This is a genomic window from Amycolatopsis sp. lyj-90 (assembly GCF_046549035.1).
Classification (GTDB): Bacteria; Actinomycetota; Actinomycetes; order Mycobacteriales; family Pseudonocardiaceae; genus Amycolatopsis.
Map to the genome: position 1 here is coordinate 49,914 of NZ_JAJPWP010000009.1, position 19,161 is coordinate 69,074.

A 19,161-nucleotide genomic window follows, 5' to 3' on the forward strand; every position below is an offset into this window, starting at 1 on the left:
CCATCACGGTAGCCGGAGCTACCGAGCTCATCGATGGGTGAGCTCGTGGCGGTGTAGGTGGCGAATACCGTGGGTTCGGCCTATGTCCTGAGGTGCATGGTGTTGCGTTGGGGTTGGCCGGTGGGGTCGAGGTAGGCGGGTGCGGTGAACTCCGGCAGGCCGTCCTGTGCGATGGCGACTTTCCATTCGCTGTGGTGGATCAGCCGGTGGTGTTTGGTGCAGAGCAGGACGAGGTTGTCGATTTTGGTTTCGCCGTGGTGCCGCCAGAAAACAATATGGTGAGCCGTGCAACGGGGCACGGGCATGTCACAGCCTGGAAAGGCGCAGCCACCATCGCGGATGGTCAACGCGTACTTTTGTGCCAGCGAGACCGTTCGTTTGGAGCGGCCGATGTCGAGGGGTTCCCCTGCGGTGCCGAGGACTCCGGGCCGGACGCGGGCATCACAGGCGAGGATCCTTGCGTCGGTGGCGCTGATCGGCCCGACCAGATCGAGGTGAGCCTCACCGAGGTCACTGATCAGGTCCTCATACGACATGGTGACGAGGATGTGCGTGGCCTCGCCTGCTTGCCCGGGAAGGTTCCGGCTCGTGGTCTTCAACCGCACATAGTCGGTGAAGGCATCCCCGTACCGTTCGTCCTGAGTGCGGGAGTCGCGGATTCCGTCGATGGCCTTGTGGGGTTTGGCCATCGGGTCCAGGTCGGACTTCAACCGTGCGTAGGTCTCCAGATCCAGAGTGCCCTTCAAACCCAGGGTGCCGTTGCGGTGCTTGACGAACCGCAACTCCGGCCGCGCGTCCTTCGGGTTCTCGTCCCGGGGCTCTTTCCCATCGGGATCGAGCTTGTCCAGGAGTCTCCGTCCAGCTTGGGCGATCGTGCGAGGCCCGGCATGCCTAGCCAGATCCACAAGAATCTTCTCCCCACCCCGCACCTCCTCTTCCGGAACAAACGACGGGATACGCGCCAGGGTGCGGATGATCGCATCGATCTGCGAACCACCGATCACACCCTCACGGGCAGCGTCAGCGGTCAACGGAGCCAGCGGCGGCACTCGATCACCACCCACCGCCACGCCCGCATGCAACGCCAGTACCCGATCAGCACGAGCATCCGCTTCCTTGGCAGTGACGTGGAAGTCCTCGAAAATCATCGCCGACAACGTCGCATGACCCGAACACCCACGAACACCGCGGATATTGATTTCCGCGAGAATCGCGTTCTGCTCCGCATCCAATTGCCGCTTCAGAACTTCAAGTTCCTGCTTGCGGGCATGCAGCACAGCGGTATCGACACGCCACCACTCGGCGGGTGTCGTCCGGGATGCATCGTCGCTGGCCACGGGATCAACAATACTCTCAGTCGAACACCTGTGCTATCACACGTTTATGTGACACTTCGACCAGAAGAATCGCAAGTAGTCGACTAATGGCTTCGAGTGGAGTGAGTGGGTCTTGAGTCGGAGCGATGTTCTGTTACGACCCCTGATTCCCATGCGGTGAAAGAAGCTCCCCCATCGGAACGACCTTCCGCGACACTCGCGAAACGTCCTTCCCTTCGGCACTCCAAGGCGGAGGGAACAGATGAATGCCCTGATCTGCCCTGGCCGCGGCGACCTCGTCCTGCCAGCCCGGCCACCGAAGCGTCTCGTAAAGCCCTTCGAGCGCACCGCCGAGCATCGCATGCAGCCAGGCGCTGTAACCAAGATCGAGGTCTTCCCACTCCAGGACGTCCGGAGCGAAGTACCGCATGGTGGCGGGAGACCACGCGAATTTCCCGCCCAGCACGTCGTAGGCGACGAGAAAGTGTTCGGTGTCAAAGGATTGGGCGGTGAGGATGTCGGGAAGCGTGTCCGTCCCGCCGCCGAGGACGCGCAGCCAGCCGTGGTCCACCAAGAGCCCGCCGGAGTTGTCGACGACGGCGCCGAGCCACGAGGCCGTCGTGACGCCCAGCCCGTCGAGGCATTCCGCCGCGCGCGGGCCCGGCGGGAGAACGTCGACCGGGCAGGGCGCGGCGGCGATGGTTTCGGACAACTCGTCCCAGGCGGTCGTCATCTCGGCACTCTAGGCCGCGGTAGCACCTTCGATGGCGCCACCGCGGCCGGAGCTCAGGCGGCCGCGCGGTGGATGACGATGTCGTCGAGGCGTGTGCGGGCGTAGATCTTGACACCGCTCTCGCCACCGTCGGTCGTGAAGGCGCTGCGCACCGAGCCCTTAGTGCTTTTGGCGTCCACCGACGCGGTGTCCCCGTCGATGCCGACGGCGATGCCTCCGGACGCGTTCACCAGCTCGGCCTGGCCGCGCGACAGGCGTCCGACCCGGATCGGGCAGTTGGCCGCCTTCGCGGCGACGGCGCCGTCAGCGCGGTCGATGTCGAAGCTCCCGCTCGCGCCGGAGAGGTCGACGTCGGAGAGGGCGTGCCCGATCCAGACCTTCCCGCTCGAACCGACGTACCTGATGGTGCCCGCGGCCTCGCCGATCCGCACCCCGGCGCTGCCGCCTTCGATGTCGACGGTCCCGGCGACGTGCCCGATCTCGACCTCGCCCGCCGCCAGGTTTCCCCGGACCGCCGCGACGCGGTCCACCTGGATGCGGCCCGACCCCACCTCCAGCACACATTCGCCGAACAGCCCTTCGCCGCGCACGTCCGACCACGCGGTGTTCAGCGCCAGCCGCGATCCAGCGGGCAGTTCGATCGTGATCGAGACCGAACCCTCCTTGCCGCCCGCCTTCTTCGTCTCGATCGACAGCTCCCCGCCGGTGAAGCCGACCTTGGTCTTCTCGGCGACCTTCACGTCCGACTTGCTGGCGGCGTCGATCGGCTCGACGCGCACCACCGTGTCCGCGCGCTCGCTCGCGACGAGGCGCACCCGGGCACCCGCGGTGGTCAGCGTGGCGGTGATCGGTTCCGGAGTGGTGAAAACAGACATGGTGGAAACTCCCTCGGTGGTGGTGATTCTGCGTTGGTGAAGCAACGATCACCGACCGGCCTGACACCGGACCGCCACGGCGCTGACACCCGCCGAGGACATCGCGTCAGCCCGCACCTCCGCCGTGCCCGCGATGGTGCGTTCAAGGCACCTTGACGTCCTCGGGAGTCTTGTCCGCCCGCAGTCCCCGCCAGGTCGTGTGCCGCAGCCGTCCGTCCGGGGTCCAGTTCCGGTGGACGACCTCCCCGACGAGCTCCGGCGCCACCCAGTGCACCCGCCGCGCCCGATCGCGCGGGACCTCCGAGGTGAAGGGCGGTGTCTTCCGCTCCAGCGGGGTGAGCCGGGCATGCAGGTCTTCGAGGACCTTGTCGCTGAACCCGGTCCCGACATCGCCGACGTACCGCAGTCCGCCGGACTCGTCATGCGCGCCCAGCAGCAGCGCGCCGAGCGTCCCCGAGCGCCGTCCCTCACCGGGGCGCCAGCCGCCGATCACGACCTCCTGGCTGTGCCACAGCGCCCGTTTGATCCACTGCCTGGTCCGCTTGCCGGGGTAATACCGGCTGTCGAGCTTCTTCGCGATCAGTCCTTCGAGCCCGTGCTGCCGGACGACCTCGAGCAGCTGGTCAGGCGAGATGTCCTCGTCGGTGTAACCCGGTGGGATGACCAAGCGGCCACCGCCACCCAGGGACGTCAGGAGTTCGCGACGGGCGGCGTAGGGCTCGTCGAGCAGGGCGGTGCCGTCGAGAACCAGCACGTCGAAGGCGAAAAAGTGCACCGGGCTGCGCTCCAGCAGCGACGCGTCCGGCGTACGCAGATGCCGCGTCTGCAGCAGCGGGAAGCTCGGCCGCCCCTGGTCGTCGAGGACGACGATCTCGCCGTCGAGGACGGCTTCGCGGCCATCGAGGGCTTCGCCGGTCACATCGGGGTACGTCGCCGTGATGTCGAGGCCGCGACGGCTGGTCAGGCGCGTCTCGCCGTCGCGGGCGACGCGCAGGCAGCAGCGGTAGCCGTCCCATTTGTATTCGTACCCCCACCCGCCGGTGGGCAGGTCGCCGTCGGTCGCCAGCATCGGGGCGATCGCGTCCGGCACGGTACTCATGCCTCACGGTACCCCGAAAACCCCGCCCGTGATCTATCGTCGAAGGGTGCCTGAAGAGCGGATAACGGTCGAGGTCGAGGGGCGGCGGCTCGGGCTGTCCAATTTGGACAAGGTGCTCTACCCGGCGCACGGTTTCACCAAACGCGAGGTGCTCGACTACTACCGCCGGATCGCCCCCGCTCTGCTCCCGCATCTGCGAGACCGGGCAGCCACGTTCCGCCGTTTCCCGGACGGTGTCGACGGCGAACCGTTCTACGAGAAGAACGTTTCCCGGCACGCGCCCGACTGGGTGCGCACCGCGCGGCTCACCAACCGCGGCCGCCGGGGCGGTGAGGAGACGCTCGACTACCCGGTGGTCGGCGATCTCCCGACGCTGATGTGGGCGGCCAACCTCGCCGCGCTGGAACTGCACGTTCCACAGTGGACCGTCGGACCGCGTGGCGCGCGGAAATCGCCCGATCTGCTGGTGTTCGACCTCGATCCCGGCCCGCCCGCGGACGTCGTCGACTGCTGCCGGGTCGCCGAGACGCTCAGCGAGCTGCTCACCGAGGACGGGCTGACCGTCTACGCGAAGACCAGTGGCAACAAGGGAATGCAGCTGTACTGCCCGGTGCGCACGCGGTCCGACGAACGGACTTCCGAGTACGCCAAGGCGGTCGCGGAGGAGCTCGCGCGCCGGTCACCGGAAACCGTGGTCGCCCGCATGACGAAGGCGATCCGCCCCGGTCGCGTGTTCATCGACTGGAGCCAGAACAACACCGCCAAGACCACCATCGCGCCCTACTCCCTGCGCGGCCGCGCCATCCCGACCGTGTCCACCCCGGTGACCTGGGAGGAGGTCGAGGCCTGCCGCAAGGCCGCCGACCTGCTGTTCACCGCCGACCAGGTGATCGAGCGCGTCGAGGAGATGGGCGACCTGTTCGGCGACATCGCGGAGCACCGCGCCGCCGTTCCCGCCCGATGAGGCGAAATTGTCAGAAACAGGACAGGCGCTCCGAAAGACCACTGTGGACTCCTGTCCGTTCCGCATACCATCGGCGGATCGGGCGCGCGGGGGTGCGCGCCCACCGTACTGGCGCCCTCGGTGCCGGTGAGGATGTGGCTGTTGACCGGATATCACACGCTTGCCGAAACCGAAAACGCCGTACGGGCGAAGCTGGGCGGAATTCCCCTGTTGTGGGAGCGGATGGAGGCGATGGCCAACCTCCACCGTGCCGCCACGGCGGTGCGGCTGCACTTCGAGAACTCGGTCCTGCGCACCGCGGGGCTCACCTGGACCGCGTTCGTGGTGCTCTGGGTGGTGTGGATCTTCGGTGAGAAGGAGACCCGGCACGTCGCCGCGGAGTCCGGGATCACCAAGGGCACGCTGACCGGGGTGATGAAGACCCTGGAGGCGCACGGTCTGGTCACCCGGCGCAAACATCCCGTCGACGGACGACTGGTGCTGCTCGCGCTGACGGCCGAAGGCGAACGGCTGATGCGGGAGCTCTTCCCGGAGTTCAACCAGGAGGAAGCGTTCGTCACCGATCGCCTCAGCCCGGCCGAGTGCACCGAGTTGGCGGTATCGCTTCGGGAGATCGTCAAGCAACTGGAGGACAAAGGCGAGGAACGGCGCCAGGCGGCGGTGACCCGGGGGCGCTGAGCCCTACCGAAGACGGTTGCGCCAGACCTCCGACGACTCCTACGTTTTTTGGAGCCGAACGATCGAAGGGCGCCCTTGATGGACTTCCGGTACTGGCTGGGTCAGGCGTTGACGTCGCACGAGGCGTGGGCGGAGACGTTCACCCCCGTGCGGCCGCATCCGTCGCTGGAGATCTCCGACAGCCGGTTCGAGACCGCCTTCGAGGAGTTCACCGAGCGGTTGAAGGACAACTACCCGTTCTTCCACCCGTCGTACGCCGGCCAGATGCTCAAACCGCCGCATCCGGCCGCGGTGGTGGGCTATCTGACCGCGATGCTGGTCAACCCGAACAACCACGCGCTCGACGGCGGCCCGGCGACGGCCGAGATGGAACGCGAGGTCGTCCGTCAGCTGGCCACGATGTTCGGCTACGCGGAGCACTTGGGGCATCTGACCACGAGCGGCACGGTGGCGAACCTCGAAGCGCTGTTCGTCGCGCGCGAAACGCATCCGGGCAAGGGGATCGCCTACAGCGCCGAGGCGCATTACACGCACGGCCGGATGTGCGGCGTTCTCGGCGTCGAGGGGCACACCGTGCCCGTCGACGCCCGTGGCGCGATGGATCTCGACGCGCTCGAAGACCTGCTGCGCACCGGGAAGATCGGCACCGTGGTGGTCACCGCCGGCACGACCGCGCTCGGCACGGTGGAACCGGTCCACGAGGTGGTGGCGCTGCGCGAACGCTACGGCATCCGGGTGCACGTGGACGCGGCCTACGGCGGGTTCTTCCGGCTTCTGTCCGGTTTGGACGGTCCGGAAGGGCTGCCTGAAGCGCCGTGGCTCGCCATCGCCGAGGCCGACTCGATCGTCATCGACCCGCACAAACACGGCCTCCAGCCCTACGGCTGCGGCGCGGTGCTGTTCAAGGACCCCGCGGCCGGCCGGTTCTATCTGCACGATTCGCCCTACACCTACTTCACCTCGGAAGACCTGCACCTCGGCGAGATCAGTCTCGAATGCTCCCGGGCGGGCGCGGCCGCCGCCGCGTTGTGGCTCACCTTCCGGCTGCTGCCGCCCACTCCCGACGGCCTGGGCCGGGTGCTCGCGGCCGGGCGCCGCGCGGCGTTGCGGTGGGCGAAACTGCTGGAGGACTCCGAGCGTTTCGACCTGTACCAACCACCGGAACTTGACATCGTCGCGTACTTCCCCCGCACGGAACCGCTTTCCCTGTCGAAGATCGACGAGGCGAGCGAGCGGATCATGCGCGTCGGCATGGCCGCGGCCAAGGATCCGGTGTTCCTGAGCACGCTGCGGGTGAGCGAGTCGCAGTTCGGCCTGCGTCACACCGGGGTCGACGCGGATGCGGACGGCGCGCGCATCCTGCGTAGCGTGCTGATGAAGCCCGAAAGCGAAGACCACGTCGACCGGCTCCACGAGCGGCTGGAAGAGTTGTCCCGCCGTTGAGCACCGATCAGCCGCCGCGAATGAATGGATCAGCCATGCCCGCACCAGGTCCCGCCGAACCCGTGACCGCGATCGAGACCCGATCGCTCGGTACCGGGTTCCGGCGGCGGCACGTCACCATGCTGGCGATCAGCGGGGCGATCGGGGCGGGGCTGTTCGTCGGCACCGGCGCCGGGATCAAGACCGCGGGCCCCGGCATCCTGCTGTCCTACGTGGTCGCGGGCCTGCTCATGGTGCTCGTCATGCGCATGCTGGGCGAGATGGCGGCCGCCGAGCCGAGCAGCGGTTCGTTCTCGGTGTACGCGGAGAAGGCGCTCGGGCGCTGGGCGGGGTTCACCGTCGGCTGGCTCTACTGGTCCCTGCTGGTGGTCGTGGTGGCCGCCGAGGCGACCGCGGCGGCGGGGATCGCGAACGGGCTGCTGCCCGCGATTCCACAGTGGACCTGGGTGCTGCTCTTCATGGCCGTGCTGACCGTGGTGAACCTGTTCGCCGTGCGGTCGTTCGGGGAGTTCGAGTTCTGGTTCGGCGCCATCAAGGTGACCGCCGTGGTCGGCTTCCTCGTGCTCGGCACGCTGGCGGTGTTCGGGATCCTGCCGGGGACGTCGCCGGTCGGCCTGAGCAACCTCACCGGGCAAGGCGGCTTCCTGCCCAACGGCCTCCAGGGCGTGCTGACCGGCCTGCTCGCGGTCGCGTTCTCCTTCGGCGGCATGGAACTGGTCACCATCGCCGCGGCGGAGTCCGACGATCCCGCGGGGTCGATCCGCCGCACCACGCGCACGGTCATCGTGCGGCTCCTGCTGTTCTACATCGGCTCCGTGGCACTGATGGTGCTGTTGCTGCCGTGGGAGTCCGCTTCGGCCAACGCCAGCCCGTTCGTGACCATCCTGGAGAAGATCGGAGTGCCGTCTGCGGCGCTGCTGATGAGCTTCGTCGTCCTGACTTCACTGCTCTCCGCGCTGAACGCGAACCTTTACGGTGCCTCGCGGATGGTGTTCTCCCTCGCCGATCGCGGTGAAGCGCCGCGCGCGATGCTGAAGCTGTCCGGCGCGGGCGTTCCCCGGACGGCGGTGCTGTCGTCGGTGGCCTTCGGGTTCGTGGCCGTGCTGCTGAACTTCCTCGCCCCCGAACACGTGCTGCCGTTCCTGCTGAACGCCATCGGGGCGAACATCCTGCTGGTCTGGATCTTCGTCGCCATCTCCCAGTTGCGGCTGAGGAAGCGGGCGGAAGCCGACGGCACGGCCGCCGACCTGCCGGTGCGGATGTGGGGTTTCCCGTGGCTCAGCTGGGTCGCCCTGATCGCGATGGCGGGCGTCCTCGTGCTCATGTGGACCGACGCTGACGCCCGGGCGCAGCTGTTCACCAGTGGCGCGGTGGCGGTGCTGATCGTGGTGATCAGCCTGCTCAGGCGACATCAGCGACGCTGAACAGTTCGCGTTCCACCCGGCCCAGCGCCAGCCGGAGCGCGCCGAGCGCCACCGAGTCTTCGCCGAGCATCGACGTCTCGACGCGCACCGGGAACAGGCACAGCCGGGCCAGCTCGGTACGCAGCGGCGCGGTCAGCGAGAGCCCGCCGCCGATCACCACCAGTTGCGGGTCGACCGTGAGCACGGTCGCGGCGACGAGTTCGAGGAACCCGCCGGTCCGCTCCAGGGCGCGGATCTCGCCCGCCGCGCCGTTGTGGCCGTCGTGCAGCTTGCCGCCGAGCAGCAGGCCCAGCGAGACGGTGCGCCCCGCTCGTACGTAGACGACGTCGTCGACGCCGTGTGCGGCACCGCGCCAGTGCTCGGCCAGCGTCGCGAGCTTGGTGTCGTTCCCGGCCAGCACCGGGCAGCCGCCGCCGAATTCCGCGGGCAGGTCGAGGCCGGTCCAGCCGGGAAGGCGATCGCCGCGGACGACCTTGCCGCCGGACACTACGCCGGCGGTGCCGACGCCGAGCACCCGCAGGTTCGCGTGGCCCGCGACGGCGGCGCCGAGCACCTGGTGCGCGGTGGCGAGCCTGCCGGGTGCGTCCAGCTCCGGGGTGAGTTCGGCCCTCGCCCTGCCGACGACCTCGCCGCGCAGGTTCGCGACCAGGCACAACGCCTGGTGCGGGCCGACTTCGAGGCCGGCGACGTGCCCTGCCTCGGGGCGGAAGCGGTACCGCTTGGCGGGCCTGCCCACCGGGCGCGGCGCGTCGGGGGAGAGGGGGACCTCCTCGACCAGGCCCTGTCCGCCGAGGTCCGCGGCGATTTCCTCGACCGTCGGCCGGGAGACCTCGCTCGCCTTGACCAGTTCCGCGAGGGTGAGTTCCTCGGCCGCGTACAGCGCTCGCAGGACGGCGATGGCGTTGAGCCGCCGCAACAGTGACGGATCCCCTCCGGACAGTCTGGCCATGCGGCTCCCTAGGCGTTGACGCGTTTGTCGTACTGGGCGCGCGCGACGGCGATCTGGCTCTGGTGGTCCTCGGTCCAGCTGACCAGCGACTGGATGGTCTTGTGCAGCGTGATCCCCATCGGCGTCAGCGCGTACTCGACCCGGGGCGGTACGACCGGATAGACGGTCCGGTTCACGAGCCCGTCGCGCTCCAGATGACGCAGCGTGGTGGTGAGCATGCGCTGGCTGATGCCGTCGATCTTGTACTTCAGCTCGGTGAACCGGAGGGTGTTCCGGTCGAGGAGCGCGATGACCAGGAGCGACCACTTGTCCGCCACCCGGTCCAGGATCTGGCGGACTTCGCAGTCCTCCCGGGTGTCCCACTGGAAGGCCTCGTAGTCCTCCTCGGTGAGTTCACAACGACTGGGTGAGTTTAAAGTGCCTTCTTCCATGGTCATCGATGGTGACGGAAGATCCCCTTGGTTACAAGAGGGAACCGACTGGCAGAGGAGTAACCGTCGGTCCCGTGTCCACCGAGGGAGAACAGACCTTGACCACAACACGAACGCCCCCGAGCGCCACCGGCCGGATGAGCGGCCGGGCCTGGGGCGTGCTCCTGGTGCTGTGCGGCGCCATCTTCCTGGAGGGCATCGACGTCGCGATGCTGAACGTGGCGCTGCCGTCCATCCGGGCCGAACTCGGCCTGTCGACGGCGACGCTGAGCGGCGTGGTGAGCGCGTACGTGCTCGGCTACGGCGGCTTCATGCTGCTGGGCGGCCGCGCCGCCGACATGTACGGCCGCCGCCGCATGTTCCTCACCTGGCTGGTGGTGTTCCTCGTCTTCTCCGGGCTCGGCGGGTTCGCCACCGAGGGCTGGATGCTGCTGCTCGCCCGGTTCGTCACCGGCGTCGCCGCGGCCTTCATGACCCCGGCGGGCCTGTCGATCATCACCACGAGCTTCGAGGAAGGGCCCAAACGCAACAAGGCCCTGCTGTTCTACGCCGGTACCGGGGCAGGCGGTTTCTCGCTCGGCCTGGTCATCGGCGGACTGCTGACCAAAATCGACTGGCGCTGGGTGTTCTTCACGCCGGTGATCCTGTCCGCCGTCATCCTGGCCGCCGCGCTCTGGCTCATCAAGGAACCCGCGAACCAGGAGCGCCCTCCGCGGCGCCTGGACCTCGCCGGAGCCATCACCGTGACCGTGGCGATGCTGCTGATCGTCTACGCGGTGGTCCGGCTGGAACACCCCGGGCAGGGCTGGGGCTGGACCGTCGCGTCCTTCGCCGGGGGAGTGGCGTCGCTGACGGCGTTCGTCGCCATCGAACGACGCTCGCCCGCGCCGTTGGTGCGGCTGGGCATCCTGAAATCGGGCCCGCTGGTGCGGGCGAACGTCAGCGCGCTGCTTTTCGCGGGTTCGTTCTTCGGGTTCCAGTTCCTCGTCACGCTGTACCTGCAGGAACTCCGGGGCTGGTCGACGCTCGAGACGAGCCTGGCGCTGCTGGCGGTCGGGATCGACGCCATCCTGGCGCCGACGCTGACCCCGCGTCTGGTGGCGAGGTTCGGCAACACGCGGCTGATCTTCGGCGGCTTCGTGCTCGCCGCCGTGGCGTACGCGCTCTTCCTGCCGCTGGGCCTGGACTGGACGTACGCGGCGATGTTCCCGTCGATGATCATCCTGGGCCTCGGGTTCGCCCTCGCCTACGGCCCGCTGACGATCGTCGCCACCGACGGGATCGCCGAGGACGAGCAAGGACTGGCGGGCGGACTGCTGTACACGGCCTTCCAGTTCGGCGCGGCGCTCGGCCTTTCCGCGGTGACCGCCGTCAATGTCGCCGCTCTCGGCGACGGTTCGCCGGGCGCCGCGCTCGGCGGGTACCGGGCGGCGCTGGTCGTGCCGCTGATGATGGCCGTCCTCGCCGCGATCATCATCGCGTCCGGTCGTCAGCGCGTTTCGGTGAAGGAAGCCAGATTGGCCAGCGAGGAGGCGATCCCGGCCTCGTGATCCGCCTGGCCGATACCGGACGGCACGTCCGTCGCGGTGACGGTCACTTCGGTGCCGTCACCCGCGGCGGTGAGCCGCCAGGTCATCGTCATGGTGCCCGCGAAGGCCGGGTCGCCGGACTCGAAGACGGCCAGCTGCACCACGCGTTCCGGCCGCACCAGGTCGGCGAACCCGACTTCGACGACGTCCGTCGCGTCCGAGGACTTGCCCGGTGCGGCGGACGCGTCAAGGTAGGTGAGGATCATCCGGAAACCGCCACCGGGCCGCGGATCCCAGCGTTCGATCCGGCCGCGCATGCCCTCGGGCGGCAGCCAGGCTTCGAGGGATTCCCGGTCGAGCAAGGCGTTGTAGACGGCCTCGGGCGGTGCGGCGATCACACGGCTGCCACTGTCGATCCTGTCCATCCTCCCGATTCTAGGGCGGATAGGCTGATCATCGCGGATCGCGGACGTCGTTGGTCCGGGGAGGGGTGATCCACATCGAGTACTTCGTCGCCTGGTCCGCCTTCCTGGGCGGCTGGCTCCTCGTCGCCGGGCCCATGTACCAGGGCGCGCTGGAACTGCGCGAGGAAAGCGAACGGTTCGAAGACCTCCGTTCGGTCGAGACACGCCGTCCCACCGGCGGCACCCCCACGTCACGCTGGTGGTGGCTGATGCCGCCGGTGGCCGTCATCAAGGAACGCCGTCGCCGGAAGAAGGCGCAGCGCGAGTTCATGAAGACGCTCTCGGCGAGCCAGCGGCGCACCATGACCACCTTCGCCAACAAGGCCAAAGGCTGGTTCATCGTGTGCGCGGGCGCGTTCTTCATCGCCCTCAAGGAGACGTGGCACCTGCACCATCTGTACCACTGGCCTTTGTGGACCTACTTCGCGCTCGTGCTCGTCCCGCTGGTGCTGAGTTTCGTCCACACGACCCGCGGTGTCCGGCTCACCGTCCTCATCATGGGTGCCGAGGAGTGATGGTGTCGCGGGTGATCGACTCGACCTTCTCCTGCGCCTTCTTGGCGTCCGTGACCCACAGCTTGTAGAAGTCGAACGGGCAGTCCGCGACACCCTTGTCGCCCTCGTCGGCGTCCTGCACGCCGGTGTAACCGCGGTGCAGCAGCTTGAAAATGTGGTTCTGCGACTGGTCGTAGGTCCGTGCGTCGCGGATCGCCGACACCGACAGCTGGGCGTACTGGATCCCGTATTCCTCTTCGCCGGTCTCGCCGAGCGTGCGGCCGTCGAAGCCGATGATCGCGGAGTGGCCGAAGTAGGAATAGACGCCGTCGAAACCGGCGGCGTTCGCCACGGCCACGTAACAGTTGTTGGCCCACGCCATCGCCTTGGCCATCAGGACCTGCTGTTCCTTGGCCGGATACATGTAGCCCTGGCAGCGCACGATCAGTTCGGCGCCCTTCATCGCACAGTCGCGCCAGATCTCCGGGTAGTTGCCGTCGTCGCAGATGATCAGCGAGATCTTCAGGCCCTTGGGGCCGTCGCTGACGTAGGTCTCCTCGCCGGGGTACCAGCCTTCGATCGGGCACCACGGCAGGATCTTGCGGTACTTCTGGACGATCTCGCCGCGGTCGTTGATGAGCACGAGGGTGTTGTACGGCGGTTTGTTCGGGTGGTCCTCGTGCCGTTCGCCGGTGATGGAGAAGACGCCCCAGGTCTGCGCTTCCCGGCACGCGGCGGCGAAGATTTCGGTCTCCTCGCCGGGAATCGTGGCCGCTGTCTCGTACATCTCCTTGGGGTCGTACATGATGCCCTGCGTCGAGTACTCGGGGAACACCACGAGGTCCATCCCGGGAAGCCCGGATTTCATGCCCACCACCATTTCGGCGATCTTGCGGGCGTTGTCGAGGACTTCGGCCTTGGTGTGCAGCCGCGGCATCTTGTAGTTGACCACCGCGACGCCGACCGTGTCCGGGCTGGCGGAAATGTCACCGTGTCGCATGAAGACTCCTTTTCTCCGACTGGGTTTTCAGGACGTCGAGGGAACCGGCCACCGCGACCAGCGCGACGGCGACGGCGGCCGCGAGCAGTGCCGTCCCGCCGTCGCTGCGGTAGGCGCCGGTCAGGCCGAGGAAGGCGGGCAGCGTGCAGGTCGGCTGGCTGAGCAGGAGGACGGTCCAGCCGGTGAACCGCGTCAGCCGTTCCTTGCCGAGGCCGAGCACCAGGAAGAACAATCCCCACAGCAACGCCCAGGACAGCCAGATGACGCCGAACACCGGATCGTTGTCGTGCCAGAACGCGATTCCCGCGTAGACCACGGCGGCGCCCGCCACGAAGAGCGAGAACCAGCCGATGCCTTCGGGTTCCAGGCCGGCGAGGTTCGCGATGCCGACGTACAGATAGGTGAAACCGAACAGGTACAGGCCGGACGCCGCGAGAACAGCGTCCGGGTTCCCGCCCGCCTGGACGATCAGCACGGTCGGGGTGACGCACTGCAGCGCGCCCACGAACAGGTTCAGCACCGCCGCCGAACGGGGTGGGATCCGGCCGAGCAACATCAGGCCGTTGATCATCAAGGCGGCGCCGACGTAGAGCAGGCCCACGTTGCCCATGCTCACCTCCACTGCGTCACATGGAATATTTTCAAATGAAAGTATGTGGTGAGTGGTGGTGAGTCAAGGGAAAGGAGTTCAGAGCCGGGTGAGGACTTCGAAGTCGTAGCCGTCGGCGACCGCGAGATGGACGTGCTGGTCGGCCTGCTGCCCGCGGAACTCGACCGTGCCGCGCGGCCCGTGGTAGGCGACACCGTCGATCGCCGCGTTGAGCGCGGGCAGGTCCGGCGTCCCCGCCCGCCGGACGAGTTCCGCCAGCGTGTGCAGTCCCTCGTAACAGGATTCGGCGGCGTTGTTCAAGGCCGGGGCGCCGGGACCGTTGCGATCGACGTAGCGGCCGAGCAGGTCCATCGCGTCGGCGGTGACCATGGACCGGAAGTAGGCGGCGGAGACGTAGAGGTTGGCCGTGGCGTTCGCGCCGCTCGCGAGGAGCATGTTCTCCTCCATCAGCGGGCTGAACCGGATCAGCCGGTCACTGAGCCCGTGCGCGGCGAAGGCCCGGTTGAAGCGCACCGCGTCCTGTCCGACCAGCAACATGAGCACACCGTCGCTTGTGGACCGTTCGACCGAACGGACCACTGTGGACATATCGCCCTCGCCGAGCCCGACGAACGCCTCGCCGGTGATGCGCAGGCCGAGATCCTTGGCGTAGTGCCGGATCGCCCGCGTCGTCCGGTGCGGCCAGACGTAGTCGTCGCCGACGACGAACCAGCGCCGCGCGCCGAGGTGGTCGCGCAGCCAGCGCAAAGCCGGTTCGATCTGGCAGCGCGGGGTCTCGCCCGTGCAGAAGATGCCCGAGCGGCGCTCGCCGCCTTCGTAGAGCGAGGTGTACACGTACGGCACCCTGTCGGCCACGACCGGCGCGAGCGCGTGCCGGATCGACGAGATGTGCCAGCCGCTCACCGCGTCGACCTGTCCGTTCTCGACGAGACGACGCAGATCCTCGGCCACTTGCGCGGGGCTGCCGCCGCCGTCGACGACCTCGGCCTCGACCTGCCTGCCGAGGATGCCGCCGGATTCGTTGAGTTCGTGGACGGCCAGATCCGTGATCGCCTCGCAGGACGGGCCGAACAGCCCGGCGGGCCCCTGCAACGGGACCACCATGGCCACGCGCCAGGTGTCGTCGCGGGTCCGCGTGGCGAGGCGTGGGGGCATGGCGCTCCGTGCGGTGGCCCGGTAAGGTCAAAGTGCTTTCACCTGGAAGTATTGCGAGGGTGTCCGGTTTTGGCAAGGGGACGGGATATGGGCACACGAGGCGTCGCGACGGCGGGACCGTCGCTCACCGGCTCGCTCACCCGGGCCGCGAGGGCCGTCGCAGCCCTGGTCGATCAGGTGCTCGCCAAAGAGGGCCTCACCCTGGACCAATGGCTGGTGCTGGACGCGCTGAGCGGCAAGGGCGGCCTCGCCATGGCCGATCTCGCCGACCGGACGCTGACCACCGGGCCGACCCTGACCAGGGTGGTCGACAAACTGGTGACCACCGCGCAGGCCTACCGCGAGGTCGACGCCGCGGACAGGCGCCGGGTGCTCGTCCACCTCAGCGCCCGCGGCCGGGCGACGCACCGGCGCGTGGCCGCGAAGGTGACCGAGGTGGAAGCCCGGCTCGACGTGCCGGACGAGCTGCTCGTGACGTTGCGGGGTCTCGGCGACTGACGTATCCGGGTTCGGTTCCCGTATTCATGCCGGTGAGTTGTTGGCTTTGATTCAGGAAACCCCGGTGGATCTTGACGTGGAGTCGTCCGGATCCAGAGCGTGATCATCCGGATCGCTGACCACCTTGGGCACGACGGCCTGATACCACCGGGCGCCCGCGAACGACGGTGACCACGGGCTGTTGGCGTGATGAGAGAGGGGCCCCTGGCCACTTTCGTGACCAGGGGTTTCCCTCGGCGGCGTGCCCCCGGCAGGACTTGAACCTGCGACCTAGAGATTAGAAGGCTCTTGCTCTATCCAGCTGAGCTACGAGGGCCGACGTCGGCGACGTTGGGTGTCGCCCAGCATCGGCAGCTTAGCCGTCGCCAACCTGTCGATCGTTCGACACCGCCAGATCGTTTCAGGTCGGGCCCACCGTTTTTTGGAACACCCGTGAGCGCGTCACGACGCGGGGTGACGCGCTCACGGGCCGGGGCCGCTTTGGGGGAGCGGCCCCTGGGTTCGCGCAGGTCGCGAGTCGACTCTGCTGCAAGCGACCGGCACGAACCGCCGGGGTGGTCAGTCCCAGATCTTGAGGGCGCGGATCACGAACGGTCCCTGGGGTACGTAGGTGCCGCCACCCGGATAGGTGATGAAATCTCCCTCCGTGGTGCACTCCTCGCTCTGATAAATCGTCACGTCGCGGCTCAGCCGGTTGACGAACGAATGTCCGTCGAAGCCTTCGGGCAGGGGAATGCATTCCTCGGGGTTGGAGGTGCGCAGGTCGAATTTGTGCGCGGCGCCGCCGAACGATTCTTCGCCGTACACGCAGAACTCGCCCTTCTGACAGACGGGTGCGGGCGGGCCGGTGGTGGCGCTCGCGACTCCGGCGCTGGTCAGCAGGCCGAACATGGCCAGCAGGAGGACGTGCGGAAGGCGTGCGCGCAGGTTCGTCAAACGTCGTTGCATGACTGGGTTCTCCCCCGTGAATCGGCGGCTCGATCGCCGTCGGTGAATGTGTGATTCCACGATGACCCGAGGGGAAGGCTTTGTCTGCCCGCATTTCTACTTCTGTGGATAAGTAGTTGTGCGCCGCCTGATCGGGGCGAGTTGTCCACATATCACCGGCACCGCCTTGTGCTCGCCGGAATCGGCTGCTAAACGCGCGCGGTGGAGTCCCTGACGACCAGTTCGGCGGGCAACTCGGCGGGAGCGGGAGGCTTCTCCCCGCGCAGCAGGCCCAGCACGAGATCGCCGGCCGCCCGTCCCTTGGCGGCGAGGTCCTGCCGGACCGTCGTCAGCGGTGGTTCGGACCACCGGGCGGGCGGGACGTCGTCGAAGCCCACGACGGAAAGATCACCCGGGACGGACAGCCCGAGGTGCCGAGCCGCCGAGATCGCCGCCAGCGCCAGCAGATCCGACATGCACAACAGCGCCGTCGGCCGCGGATGCCGGTCGAGCAGGCCGAACGCGCTCGGGAGGGCGCTTTCGACCGAGAGCCCGGACGCCTCCCAGATCGGGATGTCCGCAGCCGGGACACCGGCCCCGGTCAGCGTCTCCAGATAGCCGGCCATCCGCTCGCGGTTGTCGTGGAACCGGCTGTTCCCGGCCTCCGCCACGCTCAGTTCGCCCCCGCGCGGTGCCGAGAGGCACTGCGCCGAGAAGATCCCGATCCGCCGGTGCCCGAGCTCCAGCAGATGCCGCGCCGCCGCGGCCGCCCCCGCCCGGTCCGCCACGCCGACCCTGGCCGAACCGCGGATATGCGGCTGGTCGATCACCACCAGCGGCATGCCCCGATCGCGGACCGCGTTCAGCGCGGGCGCGCCGTCCGCCAGCGAATACGCCACCGCGATGTCGGCTTGCGCGGTCAGGACCCGCTCCGCGCGCGGGCCGCCGCTCTCGCCGTCGCCGGGGAGCAGCAGGAGGGCGTGGCCCTCGGGGTCGACGACGGTCGAGAGCGCGTCGAGGGTGAGCGACAACGCGGGATCCGAGAAGGCCGTCGAAAGGTTCGTGTCGAGCAGCACGGCGATCGCGCCGGTGCGGCTGGTGGCCAGGCTGCGCGCCGTCGGATTCGGCCCCGCGTACCCGATTTTCTTGGCCGCGCGCAGCACCTCTTCCCGCAGCCGGGCGGACAGCTGGTCGGGCCGGTTGTACGCGTTGGAGACGGTCGCCCGTGACACCCCGACGGCGTCGGCGACATCGTCCAACGTCGGCCGTCGCCGTCGCGTGCTGGTCACCGCCGCAGTCTAGTCCCGGCAAGGGCCGGTGGACTTTCTGAAGCGCTTAAGTCATTCTGGGGGAATAGGAATCGGAAGGAGACTGGGGTCTATGCGTGACCGTACGGCCGTTTTCGTCGTGTTCGCGCTCAACGGGGCCGCGCTCGGCTCGTGGGCGCCGCGGACTCCGGCGTTGTCGGAGAGGGTGAACGCTTCGCCGGGTGTTTTCGGCCTGGCCCTGCTGGGGGCCAGCGTCGGCATGCTGATCGCGGCGTCGGTTTCGGGGCGGCTGATCGAGCGGCACGGTGCGCGCGCGGTGGTCGCGGGCAGCACGATCATCGCCTGTGCCGCGCTGCCGATGATCGGCTTCTCGACGTCGGTCGCCCTGCTCGCCGGGGCGCTGTTCGTCCTCGGCGCGAGTGTCGGCGCACTGGACGTCGCGATGAACGTCGCGGGCGTCGAGGTGGAACGCCGGTCCGGGCGGGCCATCATGCCGATCCTGCACGCCGGGTTCAGTTTCGGCGCGCTGGCGGGCTCCGTCGCCGCCGGATTCGCCGCTTCGCACCACTGGTCGCCGGGACGGCATCTCACCGTCGCCGCCCTGGCCGCGCTGGTCGTGCTCGCCTTCGTCGTCGTGGCCGTTCCCGGCGCGCGGCCCGAGCACGCCGGACCCGTCGAGAAGCCGCGGGTGCCGCCGATCAAGCGTCCGGTCCTCTGGCTGCTCGCCGCCATCGCGCTGTTCTCGGCGATCGCGGAAGGCGCGAGTTCGGACTGGTCCGCTCTGCTGATGACGTCCGTGCACGGGGTCGGTGACGGTGCCGCGGCCTTCGCCTACTCCGGGTTCGCCCTGTCCATGGCGCTCGCCAGGCTCGCGGGCGCCTGGCTTCAGAACCGCTTCGGCGCGACCCGCGCGCTGGCGGTGGGCGCCGGGATCGCCGCGGCGGGGCTCGTGCTCGCCGCGCTGGCGGGCCGGCCGGTGTTCGGGTTCGTCGGCTTCGCGCTGGCGGGTGCCGGGCTGGCCGCGGCCTTCCCGATCGCGTTGAGCCTCGCGGGGGCGTCGGGCAAACGCGCCGACGGCACCGGAGGCGAGCGGGAACTGGCCTTCGTCACCGCGATCGCCTACACCGGCTTCCTCGCCGGACCGCCGCTGATCGGCGGAATCGCGCAGGTGACGTCGCTTTCGGTGTCGTTCCTGTTCGTCGGCCTGACCGCCGCGCTGATCGTGCCCTCCGCGCTCGCCGCGGCGCGGGCGGCGAAACGAGAGGAGATGTCCGAACCCGCCGCCCGTTGACATCCTCGCCGCG

20 protein-coding genes and 1 tRNA gene are annotated in these 19,161 nt (G+C 68.5%); 8 read left to right on the forward strand and 13 right to left on the reverse strand.

The window, feature by feature from the left end; all coding sequences use genetic code 11:
- Window positions 1-80: 80 nt before the first annotated feature.
- The 4 genes from ACLJPX_RS31420 to ligD (ACLJPX_RS31435) all read right to left on the reverse strand — a co-directional run bounded on the left by ACLJPX_RS31420 (window position 81) and on the right by ligD (ACLJPX_RS31435) (window position 4,023).
- Window positions 81-1,337, reverse strand: a complete 1,257-nt coding sequence (locus ACLJPX_RS31420; RefSeq protein ID WP_410604104.1) for a DUF222 domain-containing protein — start codon at window positions 1,335-1,337, stop codon at window positions 81-83.
- A 133-nt stretch (window positions 1,338-1,470) separates the two neighbouring features.
- Window positions 1,471-2,049 carry a DUF2625 family protein gene (locus tag ACLJPX_RS31425; protein WP_410604105.1) on the reverse strand — a complete coding sequence of 193 codons (579 nt, stop codon included), beginning with the start codon at window positions 2,047-2,049 and terminating at the stop codon, window positions 1,471-1,473.
- Window positions 2,050-2,102: 53 nt separating this feature from the next.
- Complete coding sequence (locus ACLJPX_RS31430) at window positions 2,103-2,924, reverse strand: DUF4097 family beta strand repeat-containing protein (protein ID WP_410604106.1); 822 nt, start codon at window positions 2,922-2,924, stop codon at window positions 2,103-2,105.
- Window positions 2,925-3,066: 142 nt separating this feature from the next.
- Complete coding sequence (gene ligD / locus ACLJPX_RS31435; protein WP_410604107.1) at window positions 3,067-4,023, reverse strand: non-homologous end-joining DNA ligase; 957 nt, start codon at window positions 4,021-4,023, stop codon at window positions 3,067-3,069.
- 46 nt (window positions 4,024-4,069) lie between these two features.
- Between ligD (ACLJPX_RS31435) and ligD (ACLJPX_RS31440) the strand changes: the two genes are divergently transcribed.
- From ligD (ACLJPX_RS31440) to ACLJPX_RS31455, 4 genes are all read left to right on the forward strand, one after another.
- A complete protein-coding gene (ligD, locus tag ACLJPX_RS31440) occupies window positions 4,070-4,987 on the forward strand; it encodes a non-homologous end-joining DNA ligase (protein ID WP_101605899.1) in 918 nt (305 codons plus the stop codon).
- Window positions 4,988-5,119: 132 nt separating this feature from the next.
- A complete protein-coding gene (locus ACLJPX_RS31445; protein ID WP_410604108.1) occupies window positions 5,120-5,665 on the forward strand; it encodes a MarR family winged helix-turn-helix transcriptional regulator in 546 nt (181 codons plus the stop codon).
- Window positions 5,666-5,743: 78 nt separating this feature from the next.
- On the forward strand, window positions 5,744-7,108 hold the full coding sequence (locus ACLJPX_RS31450) for a pyridoxal phosphate-dependent decarboxylase family protein (RefSeq protein WP_410604109.1): 1,365 nt from the start codon (window positions 5,744-5,746) through the stop codon (window positions 7,106-7,108).
- A 35-nt stretch (window positions 7,109-7,143) separates the two neighbouring features.
- Window positions 7,144-8,532: an amino acid permease gene (locus tag ACLJPX_RS31455; RefSeq protein WP_410604110.1), complete on the forward strand. Its 1,389-nt coding sequence runs from the start codon at window positions 7,144-7,146 to the stop codon at window positions 8,530-8,532.
- Here the strand turns inward: ACLJPX_RS31455 and ACLJPX_RS31460 are convergent.
- Together ACLJPX_RS31460 and ACLJPX_RS31465 are read right to left on the reverse strand one after the other, a co-directional pair.
- Complete coding sequence (locus ACLJPX_RS31460) at window positions 8,510-9,481, reverse strand: ROK family protein (protein ID WP_410604111.1); 972 nt, start codon at window positions 9,479-9,481, stop codon at window positions 8,510-8,512. The two genes, ACLJPX_RS31455 and ACLJPX_RS31460, sit on opposite strands and share 23 nt — an antisense overlap.
- Window positions 9,482-9,489: 8 nt before the next feature.
- Window positions 9,490-9,918 (reverse strand): winged helix-turn-helix transcriptional regulator, encoded by a 429-nt coding sequence (locus ACLJPX_RS31465; protein ID WP_101605904.1) that lies wholly within the window; start codon window positions 9,916-9,918, stop codon window positions 9,490-9,492.
- A 92-nt stretch (window positions 9,919-10,010) separates the two neighbouring features.
- Here ACLJPX_RS31465 and ACLJPX_RS31470 point away from each other — a divergent pair, with 92 nt between their 5' ends.
- Window positions 10,011-11,462: an MFS transporter gene (locus tag ACLJPX_RS31470; RefSeq protein WP_410604112.1), complete on the forward strand. Its 1,452-nt coding sequence runs from the start codon at window positions 10,011-10,013 to the stop codon at window positions 11,460-11,462.
- On the opposite strand, the gene ACLJPX_RS31475 is transcribed toward ACLJPX_RS31470, so the two are convergent.
- Window positions 11,402-11,866, reverse strand: coding sequence for an SRPBCC family protein (locus ACLJPX_RS31475; protein WP_410604113.1), 465 nt, complete (start codon window positions 11,864-11,866; stop codon window positions 11,402-11,404). The genes ACLJPX_RS31470 and ACLJPX_RS31475 overlap by 61 nt on opposite strands.
- A gap of 65 nt (window positions 11,867-11,931) precedes the next feature.
- On the opposite strand from ACLJPX_RS31475, the gene ACLJPX_RS31480 reads away from it, so the two are divergent.
- Window positions 11,932-12,420, forward strand: coding sequence for a hypothetical protein (locus ACLJPX_RS31480; RefSeq protein WP_410604114.1), 489 nt, complete (start codon window positions 11,932-11,934; stop codon window positions 12,418-12,420).
- Here the strand turns inward: ACLJPX_RS31480 and ACLJPX_RS31485 are convergent.
- The 3 genes from ACLJPX_RS31485 to ACLJPX_RS31495 form a co-directional block, all read right to left on the reverse strand.
- Window positions 12,401-13,399, reverse strand: a complete 999-nt coding sequence (locus ACLJPX_RS31485; protein WP_101605908.1) for an aliphatic amidase — start codon at window positions 13,397-13,399, stop codon at window positions 12,401-12,403. The genes ACLJPX_RS31480 and ACLJPX_RS31485 overlap by 20 nt on opposite strands.
- Window positions 13,386-14,009: an AmiS/UreI family transporter gene (locus ACLJPX_RS31490; RefSeq protein WP_410604115.1), complete on the reverse strand. Its 624-nt coding sequence runs from the start codon at window positions 14,007-14,009 to the stop codon at window positions 13,386-13,388. Before ACLJPX_RS31490 ends, ACLJPX_RS31485 begins: the two co-directional genes overlap by 14 nt.
- A 78-nt stretch (window positions 14,010-14,087) precedes the next feature.
- Complete coding sequence (locus tag ACLJPX_RS31495; protein ID WP_410604116.1) at window positions 14,088-15,164, reverse strand: substrate-binding domain-containing protein; 1,077 nt, start codon at window positions 15,162-15,164, stop codon at window positions 14,088-14,090.
- Window positions 15,165-15,251: 87 nt separating this feature from the next.
- Between ACLJPX_RS31495 and ACLJPX_RS31500 the strand changes: the two genes are divergently transcribed.
- A complete protein-coding gene (locus tag ACLJPX_RS31500; protein ID WP_410604117.1) occupies window positions 15,252-15,662 on the forward strand; it encodes a MarR family transcriptional regulator in 411 nt (136 codons plus the stop codon).
- Between the two features lie 242 nt (window positions 15,663-15,904).
- On the opposite strand, the gene ACLJPX_RS31505 is transcribed toward ACLJPX_RS31500, so the two are convergent.
- From ACLJPX_RS31505 to ACLJPX_RS31515, 3 genes are all read right to left on the reverse strand, one after another.
- Window positions 15,905-15,978 (reverse strand) — tRNA-Arg (locus ACLJPX_RS31505).
- Between the two features lie 242 nt (window positions 15,979-16,220).
- Window positions 16,221-16,610, reverse strand: a complete 390-nt coding sequence (locus tag ACLJPX_RS31510; protein ID WP_410604118.1) for a peptidase inhibitor family I36 protein — start codon at window positions 16,608-16,610, stop codon at window positions 16,221-16,223.
- 188 nt (window positions 16,611-16,798) lie between these two features.
- Window positions 16,799-17,848 carry a LacI family DNA-binding transcriptional regulator gene (locus ACLJPX_RS31515; RefSeq protein WP_410604348.1) on the reverse strand — a complete coding sequence of 350 codons (1,050 nt, stop codon included), beginning with the start codon at window positions 17,846-17,848 and terminating at the stop codon, window positions 16,799-16,801.
- A 121-nt stretch (window positions 17,849-17,969) separates the two neighbouring features.
- Between ACLJPX_RS31515 and ACLJPX_RS31520 the strand changes: the two genes are divergently transcribed.
- A complete protein-coding gene (locus ACLJPX_RS31520; protein ID WP_410604119.1) occupies window positions 17,970-19,148 on the forward strand; it encodes an MFS transporter in 1,179 nt (392 codons plus the stop codon).
- Window positions 19,149-19,161 lie beyond the last annotated feature (13 nt).

Bases quoted from the DNA above. Each gene is read 5' to 3' on its own strand.
- ACLJPX_RS31425 (WP_410604105.1), bottom strand. From the start codon at position 2,049: ATGACGACCGCCTGGGACGAGTTGTCCGAAACCATCGCCGCCGCGCCC.
- ACLJPX_RS31430 (WP_410604106.1), bottom strand. From the start codon at position 2,924: ATGTCTGTTTTCACCACTCCGGAACCGATCACCGCCACGCTGACCACC.
- ligD (WP_410604107.1), bottom strand. From the start codon at position 4,023: ATGAGTACCGTGCCGGACGCGATCGCCCCGATGCTGGCGACCGACGGC.
- ACLJPX_RS31445 (WP_410604108.1), top strand. From the start codon at position 5,120: ATGTGGCTGTTGACCGGATATCACACGCTTGCCGAAACCGAAAACGCC.
- ACLJPX_RS31450 (WP_410604109.1), top strand. From the start codon at position 5,744: ATGGACTTCCGGTACTGGCTGGGTCAGGCGTTGACGTCGCACGAGGCG.
- ACLJPX_RS31455 (WP_410604110.1), top strand. From the start codon at position 7,144: ATGCCCGCACCAGGTCCCGCCGAACCCGTGACCGCGATCGAGACCCGA.
- ACLJPX_RS31460 (WP_410604111.1), bottom strand. From the start codon at position 9,481: ATGGCCAGACTGTCCGGAGGGGATCCGTCACTGTTGCGGCGGCTCAAC.
- ACLJPX_RS31465 (WP_101605904.1), bottom strand. From the start codon at position 9,918: ATGACCATGGAAGAAGGCACTTTAAACTCACCCAGTCGTTGTGAACTC.
- ACLJPX_RS31475 (WP_410604113.1), bottom strand. From the start codon at position 11,866: ATGGACAGGATCGACAGTGGCAGCCGTGTGATCGCCGCACCGCCCGAG.
- ACLJPX_RS31485 (WP_101605908.1), bottom strand. From the start codon at position 13,399: ATGCGACACGGTGACATTTCCGCCAGCCCGGACACGGTCGGCGTCGCG.
- ACLJPX_RS31490 (WP_410604115.1), bottom strand. From the start codon at position 14,009: ATGGGCAACGTGGGCCTGCTCTACGTCGGCGCCGCCTTGATGATCAAC.
- ACLJPX_RS31495 (WP_410604116.1), bottom strand. From the start codon at position 15,164: ATGCCCCCACGCCTCGCCACGCGGACCCGCGACGACACCTGGCGCGTG.
- ACLJPX_RS31500 (WP_410604117.1), top strand. From the start codon at position 15,252: ATGGGCACACGAGGCGTCGCGACGGCGGGACCGTCGCTCACCGGCTCG.
- ACLJPX_RS31510 (WP_410604118.1), bottom strand. From the start codon at position 16,610: ATGCAACGACGTTTGACGAACCTGCGCGCACGCCTTCCGCACGTCCTC.
- ACLJPX_RS31520 (WP_410604119.1), top strand. From the start codon at position 17,970: ATGCGTGACCGTACGGCCGTTTTCGTCGTGTTCGCGCTCAACGGGGCC.